General features: G+C 70.2%; 11 protein-coding genes and 3 pseudogenes. 12 read left to right on the top strand and 2 right to left on the bottom strand.

The window, feature by feature from the left end; translation table 11 throughout:
- Positions 1-2: 2 nt before the first annotated feature.
- The 8 genes and pseudogenes from IE242_RS31700 to IE242_RS31665 all read left to right on the top strand — a co-directional run.
- Positions 3-290: a hypothetical protein gene (locus IE242_RS31700; protein ID WP_030575499.1), complete on the top strand. Its 288-nt coding sequence runs from the start codon at positions 3-5 to the stop codon at positions 288-290.
- Positions 291-398: 108 nt separating this feature from the next.
- On the top strand, positions 399-1,151 hold the full coding sequence (locus IE242_RS31695; RefSeq protein WP_189865500.1) for an IclR family transcriptional regulator: 753 nt from the start codon (positions 399-401) through the stop codon (positions 1,149-1,151).
- Between the two features lie 15 nt (positions 1,152-1,166).
- A complete protein-coding gene (locus tag IE242_RS31690; protein WP_229859703.1) occupies positions 1,167-2,138 on the top strand; it encodes a cyclase family protein in 972 nt (323 codons plus the stop codon).
- Positions 2,139-2,452: 314 nt separating this feature from the next.
- Positions 2,453-3,270 (top strand): IS5 family transposase gene (locus IE242_RS31685; RefSeq protein ID WP_373299632.1). Its coding sequence is split into 2 segments (ribosomal slippage): positions 2,453-2,782 and positions 2,785-3,270, totalling 816 coding nucleotides; the frame shifts between segments, so codons are not numbered across the junction.
- A 139-nt stretch (positions 3,271-3,409) separates the two neighbouring features.
- Complete coding sequence (locus tag IE242_RS31680; RefSeq protein ID WP_189865499.1) at positions 3,410-4,816, top strand: lipase/acyltransferase domain-containing protein; 1,407 nt, start codon at positions 3,410-3,412, stop codon at positions 4,814-4,816.
- Positions 4,800-10,484: a WD40 repeat domain-containing protein gene (locus IE242_RS31675; RefSeq protein WP_189865497.1), complete on the top strand. Its 5,685-nt coding sequence runs from the start codon at positions 4,800-4,802 to the stop codon at positions 10,482-10,484. Before IE242_RS31680 ends, IE242_RS31675 begins: the two co-directional genes overlap by 17 nt.
- A gap of 13 nt (positions 10,485-10,497) precedes the next feature.
- A complete protein-coding gene (locus IE242_RS31670; protein ID WP_189865495.1) occupies positions 10,498-11,106 on the top strand; it encodes a GNAT family N-acetyltransferase in 609 nt (202 codons plus the stop codon).
- 120 nt (positions 11,107-11,226) lie between these two features.
- Positions 11,227-11,669, top strand: a pseudogene (locus tag IE242_RS31665) (transposase); the annotation flags it as partial.
- A 544-nt stretch (positions 11,670-12,213) separates the two neighbouring features.
- Here the strand turns inward: IE242_RS31665 and IE242_RS31660 are convergent.
- Positions 12,214-13,476, bottom strand: a pseudogene (locus IE242_RS31660) (IS701 family transposase).
- Between the two features lie 286 nt (positions 13,477-13,762).
- Positions 13,763-14,353, bottom strand: a pseudogene (locus IE242_RS31655) (IS256 family transposase); the annotation flags it as partial.
- A 25-nt stretch (positions 14,354-14,378) separates the two neighbouring features.
- Here IE242_RS31655 and IE242_RS38710 point away from each other — a divergent pair.
- Genes IE242_RS38710 through IE242_RS38180 form a run of 4 tightly spaced genes read left to right on the top strand, consistent with a single transcriptional unit; the run spans position 14,379 to position 20,628 of the window.
- A complete protein-coding gene (locus tag IE242_RS38710; protein ID WP_268249515.1) occupies positions 14,379-14,513 on the top strand; it encodes a hypothetical protein in 135 nt (44 codons plus the stop codon).
- Positions 14,510-15,835 carry a TIGR02678 family protein gene (locus tag IE242_RS31650; RefSeq protein WP_189865492.1) on the top strand — a complete coding sequence of 442 codons (1,326 nt, stop codon included), beginning with the start codon at positions 14,510-14,512 and terminating at the stop codon, positions 15,833-15,835. Before IE242_RS38710 ends, IE242_RS31650 begins: the two co-directional genes overlap by 4 nt.
- A complete protein-coding gene (locus IE242_RS38185) occupies positions 15,832-17,466 on the top strand; it encodes a TIGR02680 family protein (protein WP_229859701.1) in 1,635 nt (544 codons plus the stop codon). Before IE242_RS31650 ends, IE242_RS38185 begins: the two co-directional genes overlap by 4 nt.
- A 39-nt stretch (positions 17,467-17,505) precedes the next feature.
- Positions 17,506-20,628 carry a TIGR02680 family protein gene (locus tag IE242_RS38180; protein WP_308436797.1) on the top strand — a complete coding sequence of 1,041 codons (3,123 nt, stop codon included), beginning with the start codon at positions 17,506-17,508 and terminating at the stop codon, positions 20,626-20,628.
- Positions 20,629-20,632 lie beyond the last annotated feature (4 nt).

The raw sequence follows: 20,632 nt of genomic DNA, 5'->3' as shown, positions 1-20,632 counted from the left end.
CCATGGTTCACCGTCTGCTGGAACCGCTGTTCCGTCTCAGCGTCGTGGTCTTCCTCGCCGGGGGCGTCGTCATCGTCGCCGGCCAGGCTGTCGCCGTCGCCGCCGGCAGCGCGACCTGGCTGGAGCGGGTGGCGAGCACCGCCCAGCCGCCCACCTGCATCGCCGCGAGCGTCTGCGGCATCCTCTCCTTCGTGCTGTCCTACCGGTCGAAGGGGGCGAAGGAGACACCGGACGACCGGAGTGACGACCGGACCGACGACCGGGCCGCCGCGGCCACCGCCGCGAAATGAGCCCGGGGCTCCTGGACGGATCTCGTGTGATCCACGTCCCGCTCGCTCGCATACTGATAAGTCTTATCGCGACCCCGTGTGCCGAGCAGCCCCTTCAGGAGCCCGTCCATGACCAGTGCGCCCGCCTCCGCCATGCGTTCCCTCGACCGGGCCTTCGACGTGCTCGGTGTGCTGGAGGAGAGCCGTCAGCCGCTGCGCCTGAGCGAGGTCGCGCGCCGCGCCGACCTCCACGTGGCCACGACCCAGCGCATCCTCAACGTCCTCCTGGAGCGCGGCTGGGCGGCGAAGGAGGACATCGGCTACGTCGCCGGCCCCGCCGCCCTGGCCACGGCGCACGCCTTCCTCGTCAACAACCGCCTCAGCCAGGTCGCGCTGCCCGTGCTCCAGGAACTGGCCGCCACCACCGGCCTGACCGCGAGCCTCTACGTCCGGGTCGGCCTCGCCCGCGTCCTGACCGCCCGCGTCCAGGGCCGCAACCCGCTGCGCTACCAGCTCCCGATCGGCGAGAAGCTCCCCCTGCACCTCGGGGCCGGCAAGGCCCTGGCCGCCTGGCTGCCCGAGGCCGAGCTGACCACGCTGGTCGAGCGGAGCACGCCCTTCACCCGGATCTCCGGTGAGCAGGTCACCGCCGAAGGCCTCGTGACGGACCTGCGGCGGATCAAGGAGGACGGGTACGCCCTCTCCCTGAGTGAGCGGGTGCTCGACGTCACCGCCGTCAGCGCGCCCGTGCACCGCGCCGAGCACCTCCTCGGCGCCCTCGGTGTCACGGGTCCGAGTGGCGAGGTCACCGAGTCCGACCATCCCCGCCTCATCGGCGAAGTACGCCGGGCGGCCGACGCCGTCGCCGCCCGCTGTCCCTGAACGGAAAGCCACCTCGTGTCACTGCCCACCTATCAGCAGCTCACCGAACGCACCGACGCGGCCGCCGGTTCGAGCTGGTACCTCTTCACCGACCTGCCCGAGCGGGGCATGGCCAACTTCGCGGGCCCCGAGGGCGTGCTGCGCGCCGCCGAGAGCATCGTCGAGGGCCACGCGGTCAACCTGGACTACGCGCTCGACGCCTTCGACCCGCCCATGTCCAAGGCCCGTGGCATTCCCCGGCACAGCATCACCGCCAAGCACGAGCAGGCCCGCGACGACGTCCTGGACGGCTTCCACCTCCAGGCCACCACCCAGATCGACGGCCTGCGCCACCGCCGCGCCTCCGGACACGGCTTCTACAACGGGGTACCGGACCACGAGATCACCCCGCGCGGCCCGCGCCTCGGCGTCCAGCTGTGGGCCGAGACACCCCTGGCCGGGCGGGGCCTGCTGATCGACGTCGACGGCCTGCTGCGCGACCGCGGCACCCCCCTCGCGCACGCCGACGGCCCCGCGCTCACCACCGAGCTGCTGGACGAGGCGCTCGACGCACAGGGCTGCCGGGTCGAGCCGGGCGACCTGGTGATGGTGCACACCGGCTGGGCGGAGTGGTACCTGACCGCCGACCCCGGGGAACGCGCCGCGACCCGGGCCGCGCGGCGCGCCACCGGCTTCGCGCAGAGCCGCGCGTTCGCCGCCTGGTGCTGGGACCACCGCATCGCCCTGATGGCCACCGACACCTTCGCCGTGGAGGTGCTCCCGGTCCTGCCCGACAGCGATTTCCGCGACTCCGCTCCGGAGGACGACGGCATGATGCACCAGGAGCTGATCGCCAAGCTGGGCCTGCCGCTGGGTGAGCTGTGGAACCTCACGGCCCTCGCGGCGGCCTGCCGCGCCGACGGCCGCTGGACGAGCCTGGTCACCGTCAAGCCCCTCAACCTGACGGGAGGGGTCGGCTCCCCCGCCAACGCGGTCGCGCTGCGCTGAGTCTCCAGGGGTCGGTGCGCCGGGAGGAGCAGGCGGATCAGGCCAGAGGCCCGCGAGGGGCGGACTCAGCAGCCGCGGGCCCAGTCCTGCTGGGAGCCACCCTCTCCCCCTGCGAGCGGGCCAGGAGGTAGTCGGTACGGCTGGGGTTCGCCGCTGCAGTTCCGTCACGCGCATCAACGCGCATCAGCCGAGGAAGCTCAGCCGCACCTGACGGTTGGCATTGTCCTTGTTGGTGTCCGCCAAACTCCGTTAACTGGCTCTAACAAAAGCGGCTGATCATGTGACTGGCGGCCTGTCTGCTCGCTGGTCTGGCTGTGGGGAAGCGTCAGTCGCGTCCGTGGATCGTGTCGGATGAACTGTGGTCGCTGATCGAGCCGTTACTGCCCGAGCCGGCGCCGAAGCAGGTCGAGGGGCGGTTACGGGTCCCGGACCGGCAGGCATTGTGCGGGATCCTGTTCGTGCTGCATACCGGCATCCAGTGGGAGTACCTGCCGCAGGAGCTGGGCTTCGGCTCGGGCATGACCTGCTGGCGGCGCCTGGCCGCGTGGAACGAGGCCGGCGTCTGGGACCAACTGCACGCGATGCTGCTGAAGAAGCTGCGGTCGAAGCAGAAGCTGGACTGGTCGCGGGCGGTGATCGTCTCCTCGCACGTGCGGGCGGCCCGGCGGGGCCCAAAAGCGAGCCCAGCCCGGTCGACCGCGCACGGCCGGGCAGCAAGCACCACATCGTCGTCGACGGGCAGGGCATCCCGCTCGCGGTGTCGCTGACCGGCGGCAACCGCAACGACGTCACCCAGCTCCTGCCCCTGCTCGACAAGATTCCCACGGTGGCCGGCGTCGTCGGACGCCCCCGGCGACGGCCCGCCATGCTGTTCGCGGACCGCGGCTACGATCACGACAAGTACCGGCGCCTGCTGCGGAAGCGCGGTATCCGGCCCGCCATCGCCGAGCGAGGCCAGCCACACGGTTCGAGCCTGGGCATCTTCCGCTGGGTTGTCGAACGGACCATCTCCTGGCTGCATGGCTTCCGCCGCCTGCGCATCCGCTGGGAACGACGCGACGACATCCACGAGGCCTTCCTCGGCCTCGCCGTCTGCCTGATCACCTATCGGCATATCCAACGCTTCCGTTAGGGCCTTTTAGCGCATATTCATGTACGGTTTCCTAGTCTGAGCAGTGCAGATGACACCACATCCTTGGAGCGGGGCGCGAGGGATGATGGCAACGAGCCAACCACAGACCAGTGACGCGGTTATCTTGATCCCCGGAATCATGGGCAGCGAGCTGGTCGACGCTACGACCGGCCACATCCTGTGGGGTCTGTCGGACCCGCGCTGGTACGTCTCGGCGTGGACCTCCGGCACATCGTTGGCTGCGCTGCGGCTCACCCCCGAGGAACGGTCTGGGCGCTACGGGCGGGTACGCGCGACACGCCTGATTCGCTTTCCCGCGTTCGCACCAGTTCTCGCCGGTCTGTCGCCGTACGATCGGCTACGCAAAGCCCTACGTGCCGTCGTGTGGCACCCGGCAGCGATGGCGGAGTTCGCGTACGACTGGCGGCTGCCCATTGTCCACAACGCGGGCCTGCTCGCCAAGTTTGCCCACCGGCACCTTGAGAGCTGGCATGCTCACCCGGCCTACGCCGAGGGCCGCGCCCGCCGGCATGCCAGCGAGAAGACCGATACGCCCGCACGCTTGACTCTGGTCGCGCACTCGATGGGCGGTCTCCTCGCGTGGCAGGCGTGTCTGAACGCGGACTTGGCCGGACAAGTACGGACGACGGTGACACTGGGCACTCCGTTCTTCGGCGCGCCCAAGGCCGTCCTGATGCTCGGCTCGGGCCGGGGCGTAGCATTGCCCCGCGGACGACTTCACCGGCTCGCAGTCACGCTCCCCGGCATCTACGACCTTCTGCCGACCTACCGGTGCGTGACCGACGGAACCACGGCCCGCCGACTGACCCCTTCAGACGTCGCGGACCTGGGAGGGGACCCGGAACTGGCGGCCGACTCGCTGGCCATGCGCCAATACGGGCCGTCCCGTCCCCTCATGGGACATGTGCAGGTCGTCGGCATGCACCAGCCGACCGTACAGTCAGTGACCCTTGATCGAGGTTCGCTGGCAACGCATCAGTTCACCTATCGCCCTTTCCTGGACGGCATGACCTGCGTCGATGTCGGCGGGGACGGCACGGTCCCCCGCGAGTCCGCTCAGCTCCCACCTGGACCGGCCATTCCCGTCGCCCAGTCACACGGCGCGGTCGCGGCGGCTGCCGAGGCGGTGCTTGTGGCTCAGGACGCGGTGACCGACCAGCATATCGGCCCCTGGCTGGGCGAGACCAGAATCGGACTGGACGTACCGGATGTGGTGCAAGCCGGATGCCCGTTCCAGGTCGGCGTCACAGGCGTGGAACTGCCCACCGACGTCCGCTGTGCGGTTATCGACCTGTCCTCCGGGCTCCAAGTGGACGCTCCCTCCGTCCAGTGGCGGGACGGGGCGATCGTGGCGACAGGTCGGCCCCTGCCCCCGGGCCTGTACCAGGTGCAGGCGAACAGCGGCGGTATGTCACCGGTGACCCACATGCTCCTCAGCGCCGACCTGCCCCAGCGCTCGGTCCACCAACCCCCTGACAGCACCAGCGAAGTCTGCGGGACGACGCGGCATGAACGAGCACGATGAGCAGACCGTCACCGCGACTCCGGCCATCGAGGTGTTTTCGATGTCAATCGGGCACTTCGACGACCCGGCGCTGCCCGACCTCCCGGTGGACAGCCAGGTGGGCAGGGTCGTCGAGCTGTTGGCCCCGTTCGGCGGCCGACACATCCCGTGGGCCGCACCGGCGCTGGAACGCAACGCCAGCGCCGTCCAACACCGGCTGGACCAGTGGGTGGGCTCCGGCGCTCGGTCGATCGACGGCTCGGTTCTCTACTGGGTCGGGCACGGCTGGTCCGACGGTCATCGCGCCGCGCTGGCACACACGGAGAGCCCATTCCGCGTCGGTGAGTCTGGCCTGAGCCCCGAGCAGCTGGCCGACGCCATACGCCGGCGTCAGGCTCGGCCAGGCTGCGAAAGCTGGGTGCTCATCGTGGTGGACACGTGCGACTCGAAGAAGTTCGTCGAGCTGCTGAACGCCCAGTTGGACCAGGGCGGTGGGGTGCGCAATGTCCTGCTGGTCGGTGTATCGGGTGAAGGCGCAACGACGCTGGGCCGGTTCACCGACACTCTCAGCCGAGTGCTGGGCACCACCTACGCCGCCAATCAGCGCATATCCCTCAGAAGCCTCGCGGACCAACTGGAGGACTCACTGGACTGCAAAATCGCCAGGCACCAGCTGGGCGGCGCCCAACTGGTGCATGTCCAGCCGCCGGCCGCGTCCTGGATGAGTGCTTCCTACGACACCATCCTCTACCTCGAAGACGTCCTCGACCTTCTGGCTCCCGACGAACGCCGGCACTTCTGGGCCAAGGCCCACGGCGCCGAGTACGGCGAGCTGTCCTGGTTCTTCGAGGGCCGTACCACCGAACTGTTCGAGATTGCAACCTGGTTGCGCACCACCACGAGCGGAATGCTGGTGGTGTGCGGGCGAGCCGGATCGGGCAAGTCCGCTCTCCTCGGCAACGTCATGATCCAGTCGATGCCCGACCTGCGCGTCGCCCTGGTACGGCGCGGGCTCGCCACTCCACTGGCCCCGAAGGACACACCGCCCGATCAAGTCTTCCATGCCGTGATTCACCTGTCAGGGCTGACCGTGCCACAGATCATCGCGAGGATTGCGGACGCGGCCGGCCTGGAAGCGCCGCCGTCCCAGCACGACGCCTCGGTAGGCATGGCCACCGACTTGGACTGGCTCGCCGATTCGCTCACCCGGGTGACCGGCCCGGCCGCGCTCGCCGCCAACACGCCCTTCACCGTCCTGGCCGACGCGCTCGACGAATCCACCGACCCGTTGGATACCGCGCGGTCGCTGCTGGCGCGGATCGCTTCAATACTCGGGGTCCGGGTCGTGGTCGGTACCCGTGTCTCGACCCGCGAAGTCGTCGACCTCCCGCCCCCGGACACCGACCTCCTCGAGGCTCTGGCCTTCCCCCCGCCGAAGGCCGTCGCAGCTGATGGAACGACCGGGGCCGGTAGCACGCTGGTGCGGGTCACGCGTGACCCCGACGCGATCCGTGCCTACGTCCGGCGGCGGCTGCTGGCGGCCAAGGCATTCGGCCAGCACGGCGAGTCCGTGCACCACATGAGGGAAGTCACCGAGGCGGACATCGAGCGGGTCTCCTGCTTCGTGGCCGGACAGAATCGTGAGTTCCTTTACGCGCGACTGGCCGTTTACGAGCTCGTCGAGAACGCCCGGATGCTGACGCGGCACCGGGCCGCCTCCCTGACCAGGCTACTCGCCGGTGACCACCAAGACCTGTTCGAACGGGCGCTCACCCGCCTCACCGAGGAGAACGACCGGTTCCCCGCCCTGCTGCGGGCGCTGGCCCTGGCCCGGGGGCGCGGGGTGCCCGAGGCAGACGGCATCTGGGCAACCATGGCGTCCGTCCTGGAGACCGGTTACGACTGGCTTGAGGACGGGACCGATGCTCGAGCGGCCTGGGGGTCAGCGATCGAGAAGCTCCTCGTCCGTGCCGCCGCCTACATCATCGTAGACTCCCCCACCGCGGACGCGCCCAGTGCCAGGAGCGCCGAACCCGCCGGGCGGTCCGAGACGGGCACGGTCTACCGGCTGGCCCACCGCACGTTCGCGGAGTACTTCACCACCCGTGACAGCCGACGCGAGAGGTCGCGGCAGGACCGGCTCCGGGTGGCCACCGCCTTGCTCGACACGGCCACGGATGAAGCCCTCGCCACCGATTCCCCAGGCCTGCCGACCTACCTGGCGCGCCACCTCAGCGGCCACATCGCCGATGCGGGCCTATGGGACGCACTCGCCGGGCGGCCAGCCGTCCTCGACGGTCTGGACCCGGACGCGGTCACCGCCGACTCCCTGCGGACTCTGTTCGGACGCCGGAGCATGCCGCCTGCCATCGCCGGGATCATCAGCGCCCGGGATGCCCTCGTAGTCGCACCGCCCGCCGACCGGGCGGGCCTGCGTCAGATGGCGACCGCCATGCACAGCGCCCGCCAAGTGATCGACGAACCCACCCGCAGCTGGGGCGTCTACGCCGCGCACGCCCGGTCGATCACCCCGCATGTACGGCTCAGCGGCCACACGGCCTCGCTGAACAGCGTCCGCAGCCTCAACCTTCCCGGGCGGGGCACCGTCATCGCCTCCGCCAGTGACGACCACACCATCCGGCTGTGGGATCCTGCCACCGCCACCCCCATCGGCTCACCCTTGACCGGCCACACCGACACGGTTGAGGACCTGGTTCCCTTCCGGCGCCCCGACGGCCGCGTGATGCTGGCCTCCTCCGGTGGCGACGGCACCGTCCGGTTGTGGGACGTGCACACCGGCCAGCAGGCAGGCGAGCCCCTGACCGGCCACGTCGGTCGCATATTCGGCATCTGCGCGTTCCCCGGGGACCTGCCCGGCCGATCCGTCCGGCTCGCCACGGCATGCACGGACGGCACCGTACGGGTCTGGGACCCCTTCGCCGCAAAGCAGATCGGACGTCCCTTGGCCGGTCACCACGGCTGGGTTTGGGCGGTCTGTCTCGTGCCAGGTACAACCACCGGACAGACGCTGCTCGCCTCTTGCGGTGACGATCGGACCGTGCGCATCTGGGACCTGCGCACCGGGGAGCAGCTCGGCGAGCCACTGACCGGGCATACCAACCGGGTGTTTTGCGTGTGCGCACTGCCCGACCCCGTGAACGAGGGCCGCTTCCTGCTCGCCAGTGCCGGCAGCGACGGGTCAGTGCGCTTCTGGAATCCGCTCACCCGCAAGGAGATCGGCGAGCCCATCACCGGCTACCCGGGCATTCTTCTGACGGTGTGCGCGATGCCCCCACAGAGCAACGAACGGCGCACCCTGCTGGCAACCACCGGCTACGACGGCACGGTCGTCGTCTGGGACCCGGCCACCCGGGAACAAGTCGGCTATCCGCTGGCCAGCGACGCCGGACCGGCCTGGGGCATCTGCGTCCTCCCCAGCCAGGAGCCCGACGGACCCGCGTTGCTCGCCACCACGGGCAGCGATGGCACGGTGCGGGTCTGGGACCCCACGGCCGGGCAGCCGAGCGGCCGGCTCTTGAACTACCGGGCGAGCGGGGCCCGCAAGGCCGAACCACCGCCCGCAAGCGACTCCCAGCAGCTTGCGCCCTCGGCGGCCACCCGGCAGCCGAGCGGCCGACCCATGATCCAACAGACGAGCTCGGTCCGCAAAGTCGCAGTACTGCCCACAAGCGATCTACAGCAGCCCTCGCTTCTGGTGACCGCCGGGTTCGACGGAACCATGCGTGTGTGGGACCCCGTCGTCTGCCGGGCCGTCGACCATCCCCTCGAGAACGTCAGAATCACCCAGACCCTGTTCACAGTGCCCGGCCGCACCCCTGCCGAAGGCACCCTTCTGGCCGGTGCCGACCGAGACCGGAGGCTGTACCTCTGGGATCCCGACACGGGGGAACGGGTGGGTGGCCCCCTGGGCCGGTCGCACGGCATGGCTCGGACGGGCTGCGTGCTGATGAACCACCAGGCATCGCAGCGGCGCCCGGGCCTGGTCATCGCGATCGGCGGACTGGACGAAACAGTGGACCTATGGGATCCCGTCTCCGGACGCTGCAGCGGGCGGATACGCACCGACCACACCGAGGGGGTGATCGAAGTCTGCGCCCTGCCCGGCTACACCGCGGACGGACGGCCTGCTGGCCGAACCTTCGTGGCCACCTTCGGCAATGACCTGACGGTCCGGGTCTGGGACCCGGCGACCGGGGCACCCGCCGGCGCGCCCCTCGTCGGTCACACCAGCGACATCCAGGACATCTGTTCATACTCGCCCGGCGGCGGCCCGGCGGAGCGTGTCCTGCTGGCTACGGTGGCCTTCGACGGAACCCTGCGGGTCTGGGATCCGGTCGCCGGGCAGCAGCGCGGCGAGCCTCTGGTCGGCCACACCGCCAGCATCCTGGGTGTGTGCCCACTGCCCGCCAACGACCCGACGGCACCGACCCTGCTGGTCACCACCGGCTACGACCGAACCGTACGCATCTGGTCACCGGTCACCGGACGGGAGGTGCACGCTTCCCTGACCGGGCACACCGGCTGTGTCTCCACCGCCTGCCCGTTGCCGGACCTGCGGCCGGACGGTGTTCCGGGCCGGTATCCGCTGATCGCCTCTGCCGGTGACGACAGGACGGTACGCATCTGGGACCCCAACACCGGCCGGGCCGTCGGCGAGCCTCTGACCGAATCTCCCGACACGATCCGTGCCGTCATCGCTTCCGAGGGCACGGCCGCCGGCTGTCTCATCCTGGCCGGTGACGGCAGTCTGCACGCATGGGACGGGGCCACGGCCGACCTCACAGCCGTTCCCGCCCCCGCCCCACGGCGCACCACTGCGGCCACCGTGCACACGACCGACGACACACCGATGCTGCTGGCCGGTGACGCCACGGGACTCGTGCACTGGATCGATCCGGGCAGCGACCGCCGACGGTGGCCACCGGTCCGGGTGGACGACGGTGCCGTTCTCGCCTTGTGCCCCCTCGACGGGTCGCCCCTCGTGGCCGCCGCCGGCCGCAGCGGCGCCCTGGTACTGCTGTCGCTCCCCCACGCCGCCGACGCCCCGCCGGGGATCGGCCTGCGTCGTCTGCGCGGGCATTCCGGGCCGGTACGCGACCTGTGCGTCACAAACACCCGAAACGAGCAGCTGCTGATTTCGGCGGGCGATGACGGCACCCTCCGCGTGTGGAGCGTGCCCGCCGGCACTGAATACCGCAGTCCCCTAGTCGGTCACGACGGCCCGGTCTGGTCCCTGACGGCCCTACCGCGCCGCCGCGTGTCCGATGGAGCCCGTGTGGCCTCGGCCAGCGCCGATGGTACCGTCCGGTTGTGGGACGTCTGCACCGGCCGACCGGTCACCGCACCCCTGACCGGGCACACCGACCAGGTCCGCGCCCTCACGTGCACCACCGCCACCGACGGACGCACCCTCCTGGTATCCGGCAGTTTTGACGGAACCGTTCGCCTCTGGGACTGCATGACCGGTGCCGCCGTGCACACGATTCCCGTCGGCGTGCCCGTCCACGCCTTGCGCCAGCAACGGCCCGACACCCGCGCCACCGAGCGCACGGCACATGGAGCCACCGTGACCGTCGGACTTCGCACAGGCGTCCTCGTCCTCGACCTCAGCGCGTCGATCTTTCCGCAGCGTCCAACACCGCGACCGCTGCCGCCAACACAACGATGACGGAGGCATCGCAGTGTCATCACCGCAGGGCGTCGAAGTTCGCGACGCGACACGCGCCGACGCCAGGAACATCGCGGACGTCTTCGCGGCTTCATGCCGCCACGCCTACCAGGACGTGCTGCCGCCTTCCCAGCTGGCCAAGTATGTGCCCGGCGTGCAGATCCCACGCTGGACCGACCACCTCGATGCGCTGCCCGCCCACCATCACGTCGCGGTGGCGTGCCACGACGAGCACGTCGTCGGGTTCATCGAAACCAGGCACAACCCACCCGTCGGCACGTGCACCTTCCCTGGTGGCATCGTCATCGACGGTGCCAGCGTGGGCGAGGTCACCTATCTGTTCGTCGACCCGCAGAACATCGGCACCGGCGTCGGACGACTGCTGCTCGCCGAGGGAGAGACATGGTTGGCCACGGCGGGCCTGCACACGGCGATCCTGTGGGTGTTCAGCGACAACCTTCCCGCATGCGCTTTCTACGAACGGTCGGGGTGGATGTACACCGGTCACGAACAACTTGATGCCGACCTCTGGGAGGCGGGCTTCTCCGTGCGGGAAAGGCTGTACCGCAAGGTGTTCAAAAGTGCCGCAGTCACTGGTGAGCCTTTGAGCGAGCTGACGTGAGTGGCCCGACCGGGCCACCGCTCGCGCCGGGACTTTCGCGTTCACCGAGACCTTTTACTAGCGGTGGTTTGTTGCTGTCGGGCAGTCGTCGCAGTAGAAGGACGAGCAGGGGTGGCTGTCATGACCGCTCGTCGTCCGTGTCCACCGGCGCCGGGGCCGCTCGAGGACTACGCCGCCGGCTTTGATGATCTGCTCGACTCGCTGGCTCAGCGGCGGGTTTCCGCCAGTACCTGACGGGGCTGCTGGCGCCGCGGGAGCGGAACAAGACGCTGACCTGTCTGGCCGGGGCGGAGCCGATGGCCGGGTCCCAGCACCCGGCGGTGCAGCGGCTGCAAGTCTTCCTCTCCGAGTCCCCGTGGGAGCACGAGCAGATCAACGTCCGCCGTCTTCAGCGGCTGCTGGATGACTCGCGCACTGTCCCGCATGCGGGACAGGTGCTGGTCATCGACGATTCCGGCGATCCCAAGGAGGGGACGGCGACCGCCCACGTGGGCCGGCAGTGGCTGGGCCGCTACGGCAAGACAGACAACGCGGTGGTCACCGTGACCACGCTGTGGGCGGACGAAAACGGGTCTTCAAAGTTGAGCGGTGCGGAGGTGTCCGCGGGCTCGGCGGGTGGTGACGCAGCGTGTGCGTAGGCGTTGGTCCTCTGCGTTGCGGAAGCCGAAGGCGTTGCGGGCGACGAGCTTGATCCGTCCGATCGGCCTCCCCCTCCTTGGAGCCGATGCTGGACACGAGAGCGGCCCACAATCTGCGCCAGGCGCCCACGGAGTAGTGACGCAGCAGCAGTCCCCGCCAGCCCGTCGTCTCCGGATTGGCGGCCAGGACCGGATCGGTGGTCATGTCCTCTCCGAAGGCGACGGTCGAGCGCAACGTCTCCTGGTACCCCTGCCCTTCCCGACCGTGCAAGGCGATCGCCCGGCCGAGGATGCGGAAGGCGGCCCCTGCGGGTACGGTCGGCTGCCTCCCAGTCCTGAGGCGTATGTCTGCCCCTAGTAGGGCTTGGTCAGGTTCGTATGGGTGTGGGTATGTCGCGGTGACAGGTGGGGCAGGCGCCGGTCCAGGTGACGAGGAGTGTCTGCAGTTCGCGGACGACCTGGTAGAGACTCAGTCCTGCGTCGCGTCTTTTGGGTCTCGTGTCAGTCGTTGCAGGGTGCAGAAGGCGTGGGCGGCGGATACGAGGGTGACGTGGTGATGCCAGCCGGTTCAGGTGCGGCCCTCGAAGTGGGCCAGTCCCAGGCCCTGTTTCATCTCCCGGTAGTCGTGCTCGATGCGCCAGCGGAGCTTGGCCAGCCGCACCAACGTCGCCCGGGGCATCCCGGAGGGCAGGCTGGACAGCCAGAACTGCACCGGCTCGCTCTCGCCGGCCGGCCACTCGGCCAGCAGCCAGCGTTCGGGCAGCTCCGGACCGCCGGCGGCCCGGCGGACGCCGCGTCCGGCGGGGCGGACCCGGAGGGCGACGAACCGGGAGTACATACGCTTGAAGCCACTTCGGCCCTTGCCCGGCCGGGATCCCTCCCGCCAGGACACCGGCTTGACCGCCGTCCGGCCAGCCGCGATCACCAGGTCCTTCACGGTCTGCGGCGCATCGGGATACCGCGTTGTCGGTGGCCGGCCGGTGCCCGCGTAGGCGGGCTGAACGGGCCGGGCCTCGGCCGGATGGGCGGTGTGACGGGAGGAGATGCCCACCGCGTAGGGCAGACCACGTTCCTCCAGCCCGTGGCGGAAGGCGGCGGCATCGCCGTAGCCGGCGTCCGCGACGACCAGGGGGACGTCGATACCCCACGACCGGGCCTCGTCGATCATGTCCAGGGCCAGCTGCCACTTCTCCACATGGCCCACCTGGCCGGGGACACCGCAGCGGGTGCGGCGGGCGACCTTGACCGGATCGGCTCCGGGCGAGGCCGGATCCCAGCCGGCCGGCACGAACAGCCGCCAGTCGATCGCGGCCGAGGCACGGTCGGTGGCCAGGTGCAGCGACACCCCCACCTGGCAGTTGGTGACCTTGCCCGCGGTGCCGGTGTACTGCCGGGCCACACACGCCGAGGCGTCCCCGTCCTTGAGGAAGCCGGTGTCGTCGACGATCAACGCCTCCGGGCCGATCGCCTCGTGCATCCTCCAGGCCAGCCGGGCCCGCACATGGGCCGCGTCCCACGGGCTGGAGGTGATGAAATGCGCCAGTGCCTGGCGGTTGCCGTCCGCACCGAGACGAGCCGCCATCGGCTCCACCGACTTACGTCTGCCGTCCAGCAGCCCCCGCACATACGCCTGCCCCCATCGCCGCTGATCCGCACGGAAGAACCCATCGAACAACTCCGCCGCGAACGCCTCCAGGTCCTCCCGGACCCCACCCATCTCCTCAGGTGTCACACCACCCCAACGACACCTGCCAGCAGACAGACACGCCACTCACGAATGAACCTGACCAAGCCCTACTAGTGTCAGTGGCCGTCAGCACCCGCGTCAGCCAGTCCTGTTCGACCGCGAACGGGACGCCCAGAGCGGCCTGACCGGCCTGGTCCAACTCATCGAGGGGCACCACGTCCTGTTCGGCGAGCGAGAGCAGCGGCGCGAACAGTTCCCGCAGGGCCGCAGGGCAGGTATGCCGACCCGGCCGGAGTGCTCCGTCCCGAACCTCCACGGTCCCGAGAACCGGTCATGCCCCCTGTGGTGGTGTAGCGGTGTCGGGGTGATCTTCGGTCGTGGGGTAGATCGAGTCCATGCCGCCTTTGGGCAGGTAGCTGCGGGGGAAGGCGATCCATTCGTCGTGCATCTCGATGAGGACGGCCGTGGTGAGCCGTTCGAGGGCGGCGGGGTTGGGGAAGATCTGGACGACGTCGACGCGGCGTTTGATCTCCCGGTTGATCCGCTCCAGGGGATTGGTCGACTGGATCTTTCTCCAGTGCCGGTCCGGGAAGTCCGCGAAGGCGGTCAGGTCCTCCTTTGCTTCCAGGAGCATCGCCCTGACCTTGGGGAACTGCCGTCCGAGCATGTCGGCGACGGTGTCCAGCTGGGTGCGGACGGCCTCGGCGGTGGACTGAGCGAAGATCGTGCGGATGGTCGCTGCCACCATCTCCGCGGAGTCCTTGGGGATCACGGCGAAGACGTTGCGCAGGAAGTGGACGCGGCAGCGTTGATAGCCGGCGCCGAGCATGATTTTGCGGACGGCCTTGACCAGGCCGCTGTGGTGGTCGGCGATGACCAGGCGGACCCCGGTCAGGCCCCGTTCGCGCAGGGAGCGCAGGAACTCGCTCCTGGGCATCCGGCTCGCCGTGCGACGCATCGCAGGTGCGCGGTGCGTCCTGCACTCGGCCGACGGCGATCTGCTGCTGGACGACCTGGAACTGAACGTCGGCCGTACCTCGTCCGACACCGCCGACGGCAATGCGGAGGTGAGCGCGTCATGACCCTCCCCTCGGCAGACGACGTTGCCCTTGCCGCCGAGCGCCGCAGCGCCGCCCGGCTGCTGCTCGCCCATCCGCTGGTCACCTCGGACGGCCCGCACTCCGACCTCTTTCCGCTGATCCGCAGGCATGCCGACTGGCTGGGCAAGCGGTTCCAGCAGGTGCTCGGCTACCGCCTGCTGGTCGACAGCTCCTACGCCCGGCTGTTCAAGGCGGGGCTGGGGGCAGGCGCGGGACACCGGCTGGAGCGCTCCACCGGCACCCCCTTCACCCCGCACACATACGCCTGCCTCGCCCTGACCCTGTCCGTGCTGGTGACCGCCCCCGAACAACTGCTGCTGTCACAGCTGGTGGCCGACATCAGGGCCGCCGCGGCCGACGCGGGCATCGAGCTGGAGGAAACGGGCAGGGCGGCCGGGAAACGGACCTTGGTAGCGGCTCTGCGCCTGTTGGTCGAGTGGGGCGTCCTCATCGAGACCGAGGGCCATGTGGCCGCGCTCGCGCAGGACGCGGGCGGGGAGGCCCTGATCACAGTGGACCGCGAGCTGGCCCGCGTCGTCGTCGCCGGCCCGCTCGCCCAGGCCCATGACGGCGCCGACCTGGTCCGGCGGGCAGCGGACCCCGGATTCGGCGGACCGCGCACCTATGTGCGCCGGATGCTCGTCGAGACACCCGTCGTCCACCTCGACGAACTAACCGACGCCGAACGCGACTGGTTGCGCACCCGGCAGCGCCGGGAAGCGCAGGCCTTCTCCGAGCTTCTGGGCCTGGAGATGGAGATCCGCGCCGAGGGAGTGGCGCTGGTGGACCCCGAGGACGAGCTGACGGATCTGCACCTGCCGGGCACCGGGACGGTCGCGCAGGCCGCGCTGCTGCTGGTGGAACAGCTCGTGGAACGGCTTCGGCCGCAGGAGCCCGGACATCCGGCGACCGGAGGAACACTCGTCATCGGAGTGGCTGTCCCGGACGGCCTGGTCGACGAGCTGCTGGCCGAGCTGGTCGCCGAGTATGGACAGCGCAGCAACTGGCAGCGAGGTTATCTGGAGGACATCCCCGCCCTGCGGGAGGCCGTGCTGGACCTGCTGACCCGCATGCGGCTGATGGCCCGCGCCGGCCGGCTGCGCGCCGAAGGAGACGGCCTGCCGGAGGGGTACGCCGACGAGGCACCGGAAGGGCGCACCGTGACCGATGTCCACGGGGCACGTCCCGGCGGCGACGGCTGGGTGCTGCTGGCCGCGGCGGCACGCTACGCCACCCACGTGACCATGCGCCCGGCCACCGCAGCCGGCAAGGCCGTCGACGTCCAGGAGGAGCTGCCGCTGTGACCACTGATGCGCGTGCCCTCGTCCCACTGCCGCGTTCCGGCCCCGCGACGGCTGCCGGCACCCGCTTCCGGCTGCACCGCGCGGGCATCCAGAACGTCTGGCAGTACGACGAGCAGGAGTTCGCCTTCGGCGACGGACGGCTGCTGCTGCGCGGCAAGAACGGCGCGGGCAAGTCGAAGGCCCTGGAGATGCTGCTCCCGTATCTGCTGGACGGCGACTCACGGGCGCTGGACGCGACGGGCACCGGCCGGACCACCCTCGCCTGGCTGATGCTGGACGGGTTCGAGCAGACCAACCGTCTCGGCTACCTGTGGGTGGAGTTCCGGGGCACGACCGACGGCGGTGACCACCGCCACCTCACACTCGGCGCCGCCATCCGCGCCTCGAGGTCGACGCAGAAGGCGCTGCCGACGTTCTTCGTCACCCCGCTGCGCGTCGGTGAGGACCTGCATCTGGTCGAAGGCGGGAAGCCCTTGCCGGTCGACCGGCTCAAGGAGATCGTCGGCTCCGACAACATCACCGACCGTGCGGTCATGCACCGCTCGCGGGTGGCCCCGGAACTGTTCGGCATCACCGACGCGACCCGCTACCGCAACCTCACCCAGCTCCTCCACCGGCTGCGGCGGCCCACGGTCGGGGACCGCATCGAGCATGGTGGCCTGGCCTCCCTGCTGAGCGAGACCTTGCCGGGACTCGACGAGGACGTGGTCGAGAAGGTCGCGCGCAACCTCCATGACCTCGATGCCGTACGCGACGAACTCGGCCGCCTGGAGCGCACCGACACGGCGCTGCGCACCTTCCTCACCAGTTACCGCGGTTACCTGTCCGGAGTTCTGCGCACCTCGGCGCAGGCAGTGAGCCGGGAGCTGGAGGTTCTCGCGCAGCGACGCCGGGCGGCCGGAGACGCCGCACAGCGGACCAGCGAGCTGAGGACGCAGGAGGAGGAGTCGGAAGCCCGGCTGGAAACCCTGCGTGAGGAGGAAGAAGCCGCCCGGACCGACCTCGCCGCCCTGCATGACAGCCACGCCTACCGCAGCCTGCACGAACTGTCGGAACACCGCAGCACGGTGGAGGCAGTGCACACCGCCGCCGGGGCCGCCTTCACCGCCCTCAGCAACGCACATGGCGCGGAGGAGGGCGCGGCCGAGCGGCTGGCCGACGGTGTCGAACACCTCGGCAGCCGACTCGCCGAACTGGGCACCGAACACCGGGAACTGCTGACACAGGCGGAGATGGCCGGGCTTCCCACCGGCCATCTCGGCGAGGCAGTCGCCCTGCCCCGCACGGTCCGCTCTCAGACCGTCGAGACACAGCTGACCGCTCCGGACGGGGAGACGCACACCGTGCAGCAGCGGTCGGTCGTCCGCGTGGACACGGCCACGGTGCAGGACGGACTGGGATCCTGGCAGCTACGTCCCGGCCACGCGCTGCCGGACGGGCCCACCCTCGCCTCGGCCTTGCGCCCTGCGCCGCAACCGGGGTGCGGAGTCACGGCCGAGCAGGTGGAACGCCTGCTGACGACCATCGCCCTCGCACCTGCCGCGGAAACGGCTGCTCATGACGCGGTGTACCACGACGGAAGCTGGCGTCTGGGCATCCTCAGCGGCCGACACCACAAAGCCGACGCCTAGTACGTAGGAGCCGCCGTACGCGCCGAGACCCGGCGGCGCATCCTCGCCGAGCTGGAGGAGCGGTTCACACAGACGGAACAGCGGTTGGCCGACGCCCGTCAGGAACTCACCGAGGCCGATGCCCGGCGCCGGGCCCTCAGGCTCGCGGAGCAGGACTTCCCCCGGGCACGAGGTCTCGCCGACGCCTGGAGCAGGGTCGAGTCCAACGAGAGGACACTGCGTGACCTGACCGCCAAGGCGACCCGTGCGGCCCGGTCGGCCGAGGAGGCCCGCGCTCTCGCCGTAGCCGCACGCGCCGAGGCGGACGCCACCGCCACCGCCCATGACCTACCCGGTAACCCCGTCGAGCTGGAACGCGTACGCACCGCGCTAGCTGCCCTTCTCGCCGGCATCGGGCGTCTTCGCAGGGCGATCGGCAGCACGGGCGAGCGACTCGGCGCCCATCACGCCGATGCCGAACGGTACGAACGCGCCCGGAAGGACCGCCTGGCAGCGGAGGAGAACTACCGGCTCCGCCTCACCGGGCTGCGTACCGCGCAACAGGATCTGCGCACCCGTGAGGAGGCCATCGGGTCGACCGAAGAAGAGATCCTCACCCGCGAGCAGGAAGCCAGGCAACGCATCGCGCACGCCGCCCAGGCCGTCCCGGCGGCACAACGGACCCGGAACGACCTCCACGACCTGCGCGTGCGCGCGGAAGAGGAGGAGAAACGCCTGCGGGAAGATCTGGCCGGCCAGGAGACGGCGGTCATCGCGACCGGCAGCAGCCTTCGCGGCGCACTCGGCCGGCCGGAGGTGGTGCGCGGTGCCGGGCTGGACCGGTCCTCGTTGCCTGAGGAGGTGGCGGACGACCCCGGCTCGGACGTCCGCAGCCGTCTGCGGGCACTGCGGGCGCTGGCCGACGCCGTGGAACGGGCTCTCGGCCGACCGAAGGGCGAGGTGTCGGACAGCACCCTGCTCAACCGGCACACCGACCTGCGCGACCAGCTGGCCGGCGGCTACGACGCTCAGCTGGAGGAGCGCAACGGCATCAAGGTGTGCCGCCTGATCGACGACCACGGCTCCCACGATGTCGCGGCCGTGGGCGAGCGGATCGCCGTCCAGGCGGCAGAGGCCCGGGGGCGGCTCACCGAACGCGAACGTGAGGTGTTCCAGCGGTTCCTGACCGGCGAGCTGGGCGACCATCTCTCGGCGCAGGTCATCACCGCGGCGAACCTGGTCGCGGCTCTCAACGACACCCTGCGGACCGTGCGCACCTCCCACGGGCTCGGCGTGGAGCTGCTGTGGAAGCTGGACGAGGACGCGGACGCGGACGTGCGGGCGGCCGTGGAGCTGCTGCGCAGCCCGTCGAGCCTGCGCACGCGTGAGCAGACCGAGCAGCTCCGCGAGGTGCTGCAACGCCGGATCGAGGATGCCCGACGGGCCGACGCCTCAGCCGGATACGCCGCCCACCTGCGGACCGCGCTTGACTACCGCGACTGGTTCCGCTTCCACACCTTCGTGGTCGAGGACGCCGCCCCGGGACGCAGGCGGAAACTGACCGGCCGCACCGGGCTCAGCCAGGGCGAGCAGCGGGTGCTCTCCTACCTCGTGCTCTTCGCCGCGGCCGCCGCCCACTTCACCAGCCTCGCCGAGTCGGCACCCCACGCGCCACGGCTGATCCTGCTCGACGACGCCTTCGCCAAGGTCGACGAGCCCACCCACGGACGGCTGGGACGCATCCTCGTCGATCTCGATCTCGACTTCGTCCTCACCAGTGAACGGCTCATGGGCAACTGGCCGGAGGTGCCGTCCCTGCACATCTACGAGTGCCTCCGTGATCCCCATGTGCGCGGGGGGGGCCACCCTGCACTACACGTGGAACGGTCGGCACCGGCGTCTGGTGTCCGTATGAGCAAGTTGCCCGCGGCGACACGGGAGTGGCTCGCCGGTCCCGGGCTCGCCCGGCTCTGGGAGGCGGTACGCAAGCGCCTGGAGAGCAACGGCGTGCAGGCCACCGGGTCCCTCCGGTTGACCTCGGTGAGCCCCCTGGAACGCAACGCCCTTTCTCTCCTGCTGGGCAAACCTGTCACGGGTGCTGCCGTAACCGTGCGGCTCGATGCGCTCGACGCCCGGCTGCGTGCTTCGGCGGCCGGACTCGGTCTCAGGGACGCTTTGGAGGAACTCGGCCCTCCCCTCACCGACCGCCGTGCCGTCCGTGCGGGCGTCACGGCACGGCGCGAGCACATCTGGTCGTCACTCGGCTCGGCGCTGGACGCCTCTCCGCTCGCCGGCCAGGACTGGACCCGACAGTGGTACGACCTGCTGCGCCATACTGGCGTTCCAAGAGGTGTACCACCCGAAGCAGCGGTACGAACGCTCCAACAGGCAGTCAAGGTGCTCACCGTGCTGCTCGGTCCGGAGCAGGGTGGCACCCGAGGCCGAGGAGAACTCGCCGCCATGGCGACCGGGTCCGCACACGGCCTGGACGACGGCACCTGGCTCGCACGCCTCGTCCAACGCGGCATCGCCCTCGCCCACGGCACCGAGTTCCCCGGCGACGCGGCCAGCCGACGCGCACTGTGGCGGCTGGTGTCCGTCACACCGGACGAGGTCTCCAGCACAGTGCTGACCTATGGACTGCGGCCCGTCGGTGGGGGATGGCGGGAGCAGGCCCTGCGAGAGCGGTCCATCCACCATGCCGAAGCACATCTCACACTGCGGGACCTGCACGACCAGCAGCTGCGGCTGCCTGCCGGAACAGTGATCCACATCTGCGAGAACCCGCGCGTAGTGGAAGCTGCGGCGGACGCTGCCTGCGTCCGGCCCTTGGTATGCACCTCCGGCAGCGCCGCCACCGTGGTACTCACACTTCTCGACGCTCTCGCCACCACCGGCTGCCGCTTCGCGTACCACGGCGACTTCGACTGGCCGGGCATCGCTCTGGCGAACCGGATCATCCTCCGTTACGGAGCCCTGCCATGGCGCATGGGCGCCGAGGACTACGAGCACCTGGCTGCTCGCAGCCAGCGCGAGGGCATCCCACAACTGCCGCTCGATGGCCAGCCCGTCAGCGCGGCCTGGGACCAGCATCTCGCCCCTGCCATGACCGCCCTCGGCGTCGCGCTCCATGAGGAGGTCACCCTCGACCTTCTGGTGGACGACCTGTCGGGTCGGACGTAGGAAC

Source organism: Streptomyces poonensis, assembly GCF_014650915.1.
Taxonomy (GTDB): Bacteria; Actinomycetota; Actinomycetes; order Streptomycetales; family Streptomycetaceae; genus Streptomyces; species Streptomyces poonensis.
The sequence above is the reverse complement of the archived record's forward strand: the minus strand, read 5'-3'. Positions and strand labels throughout refer to the sequence as shown.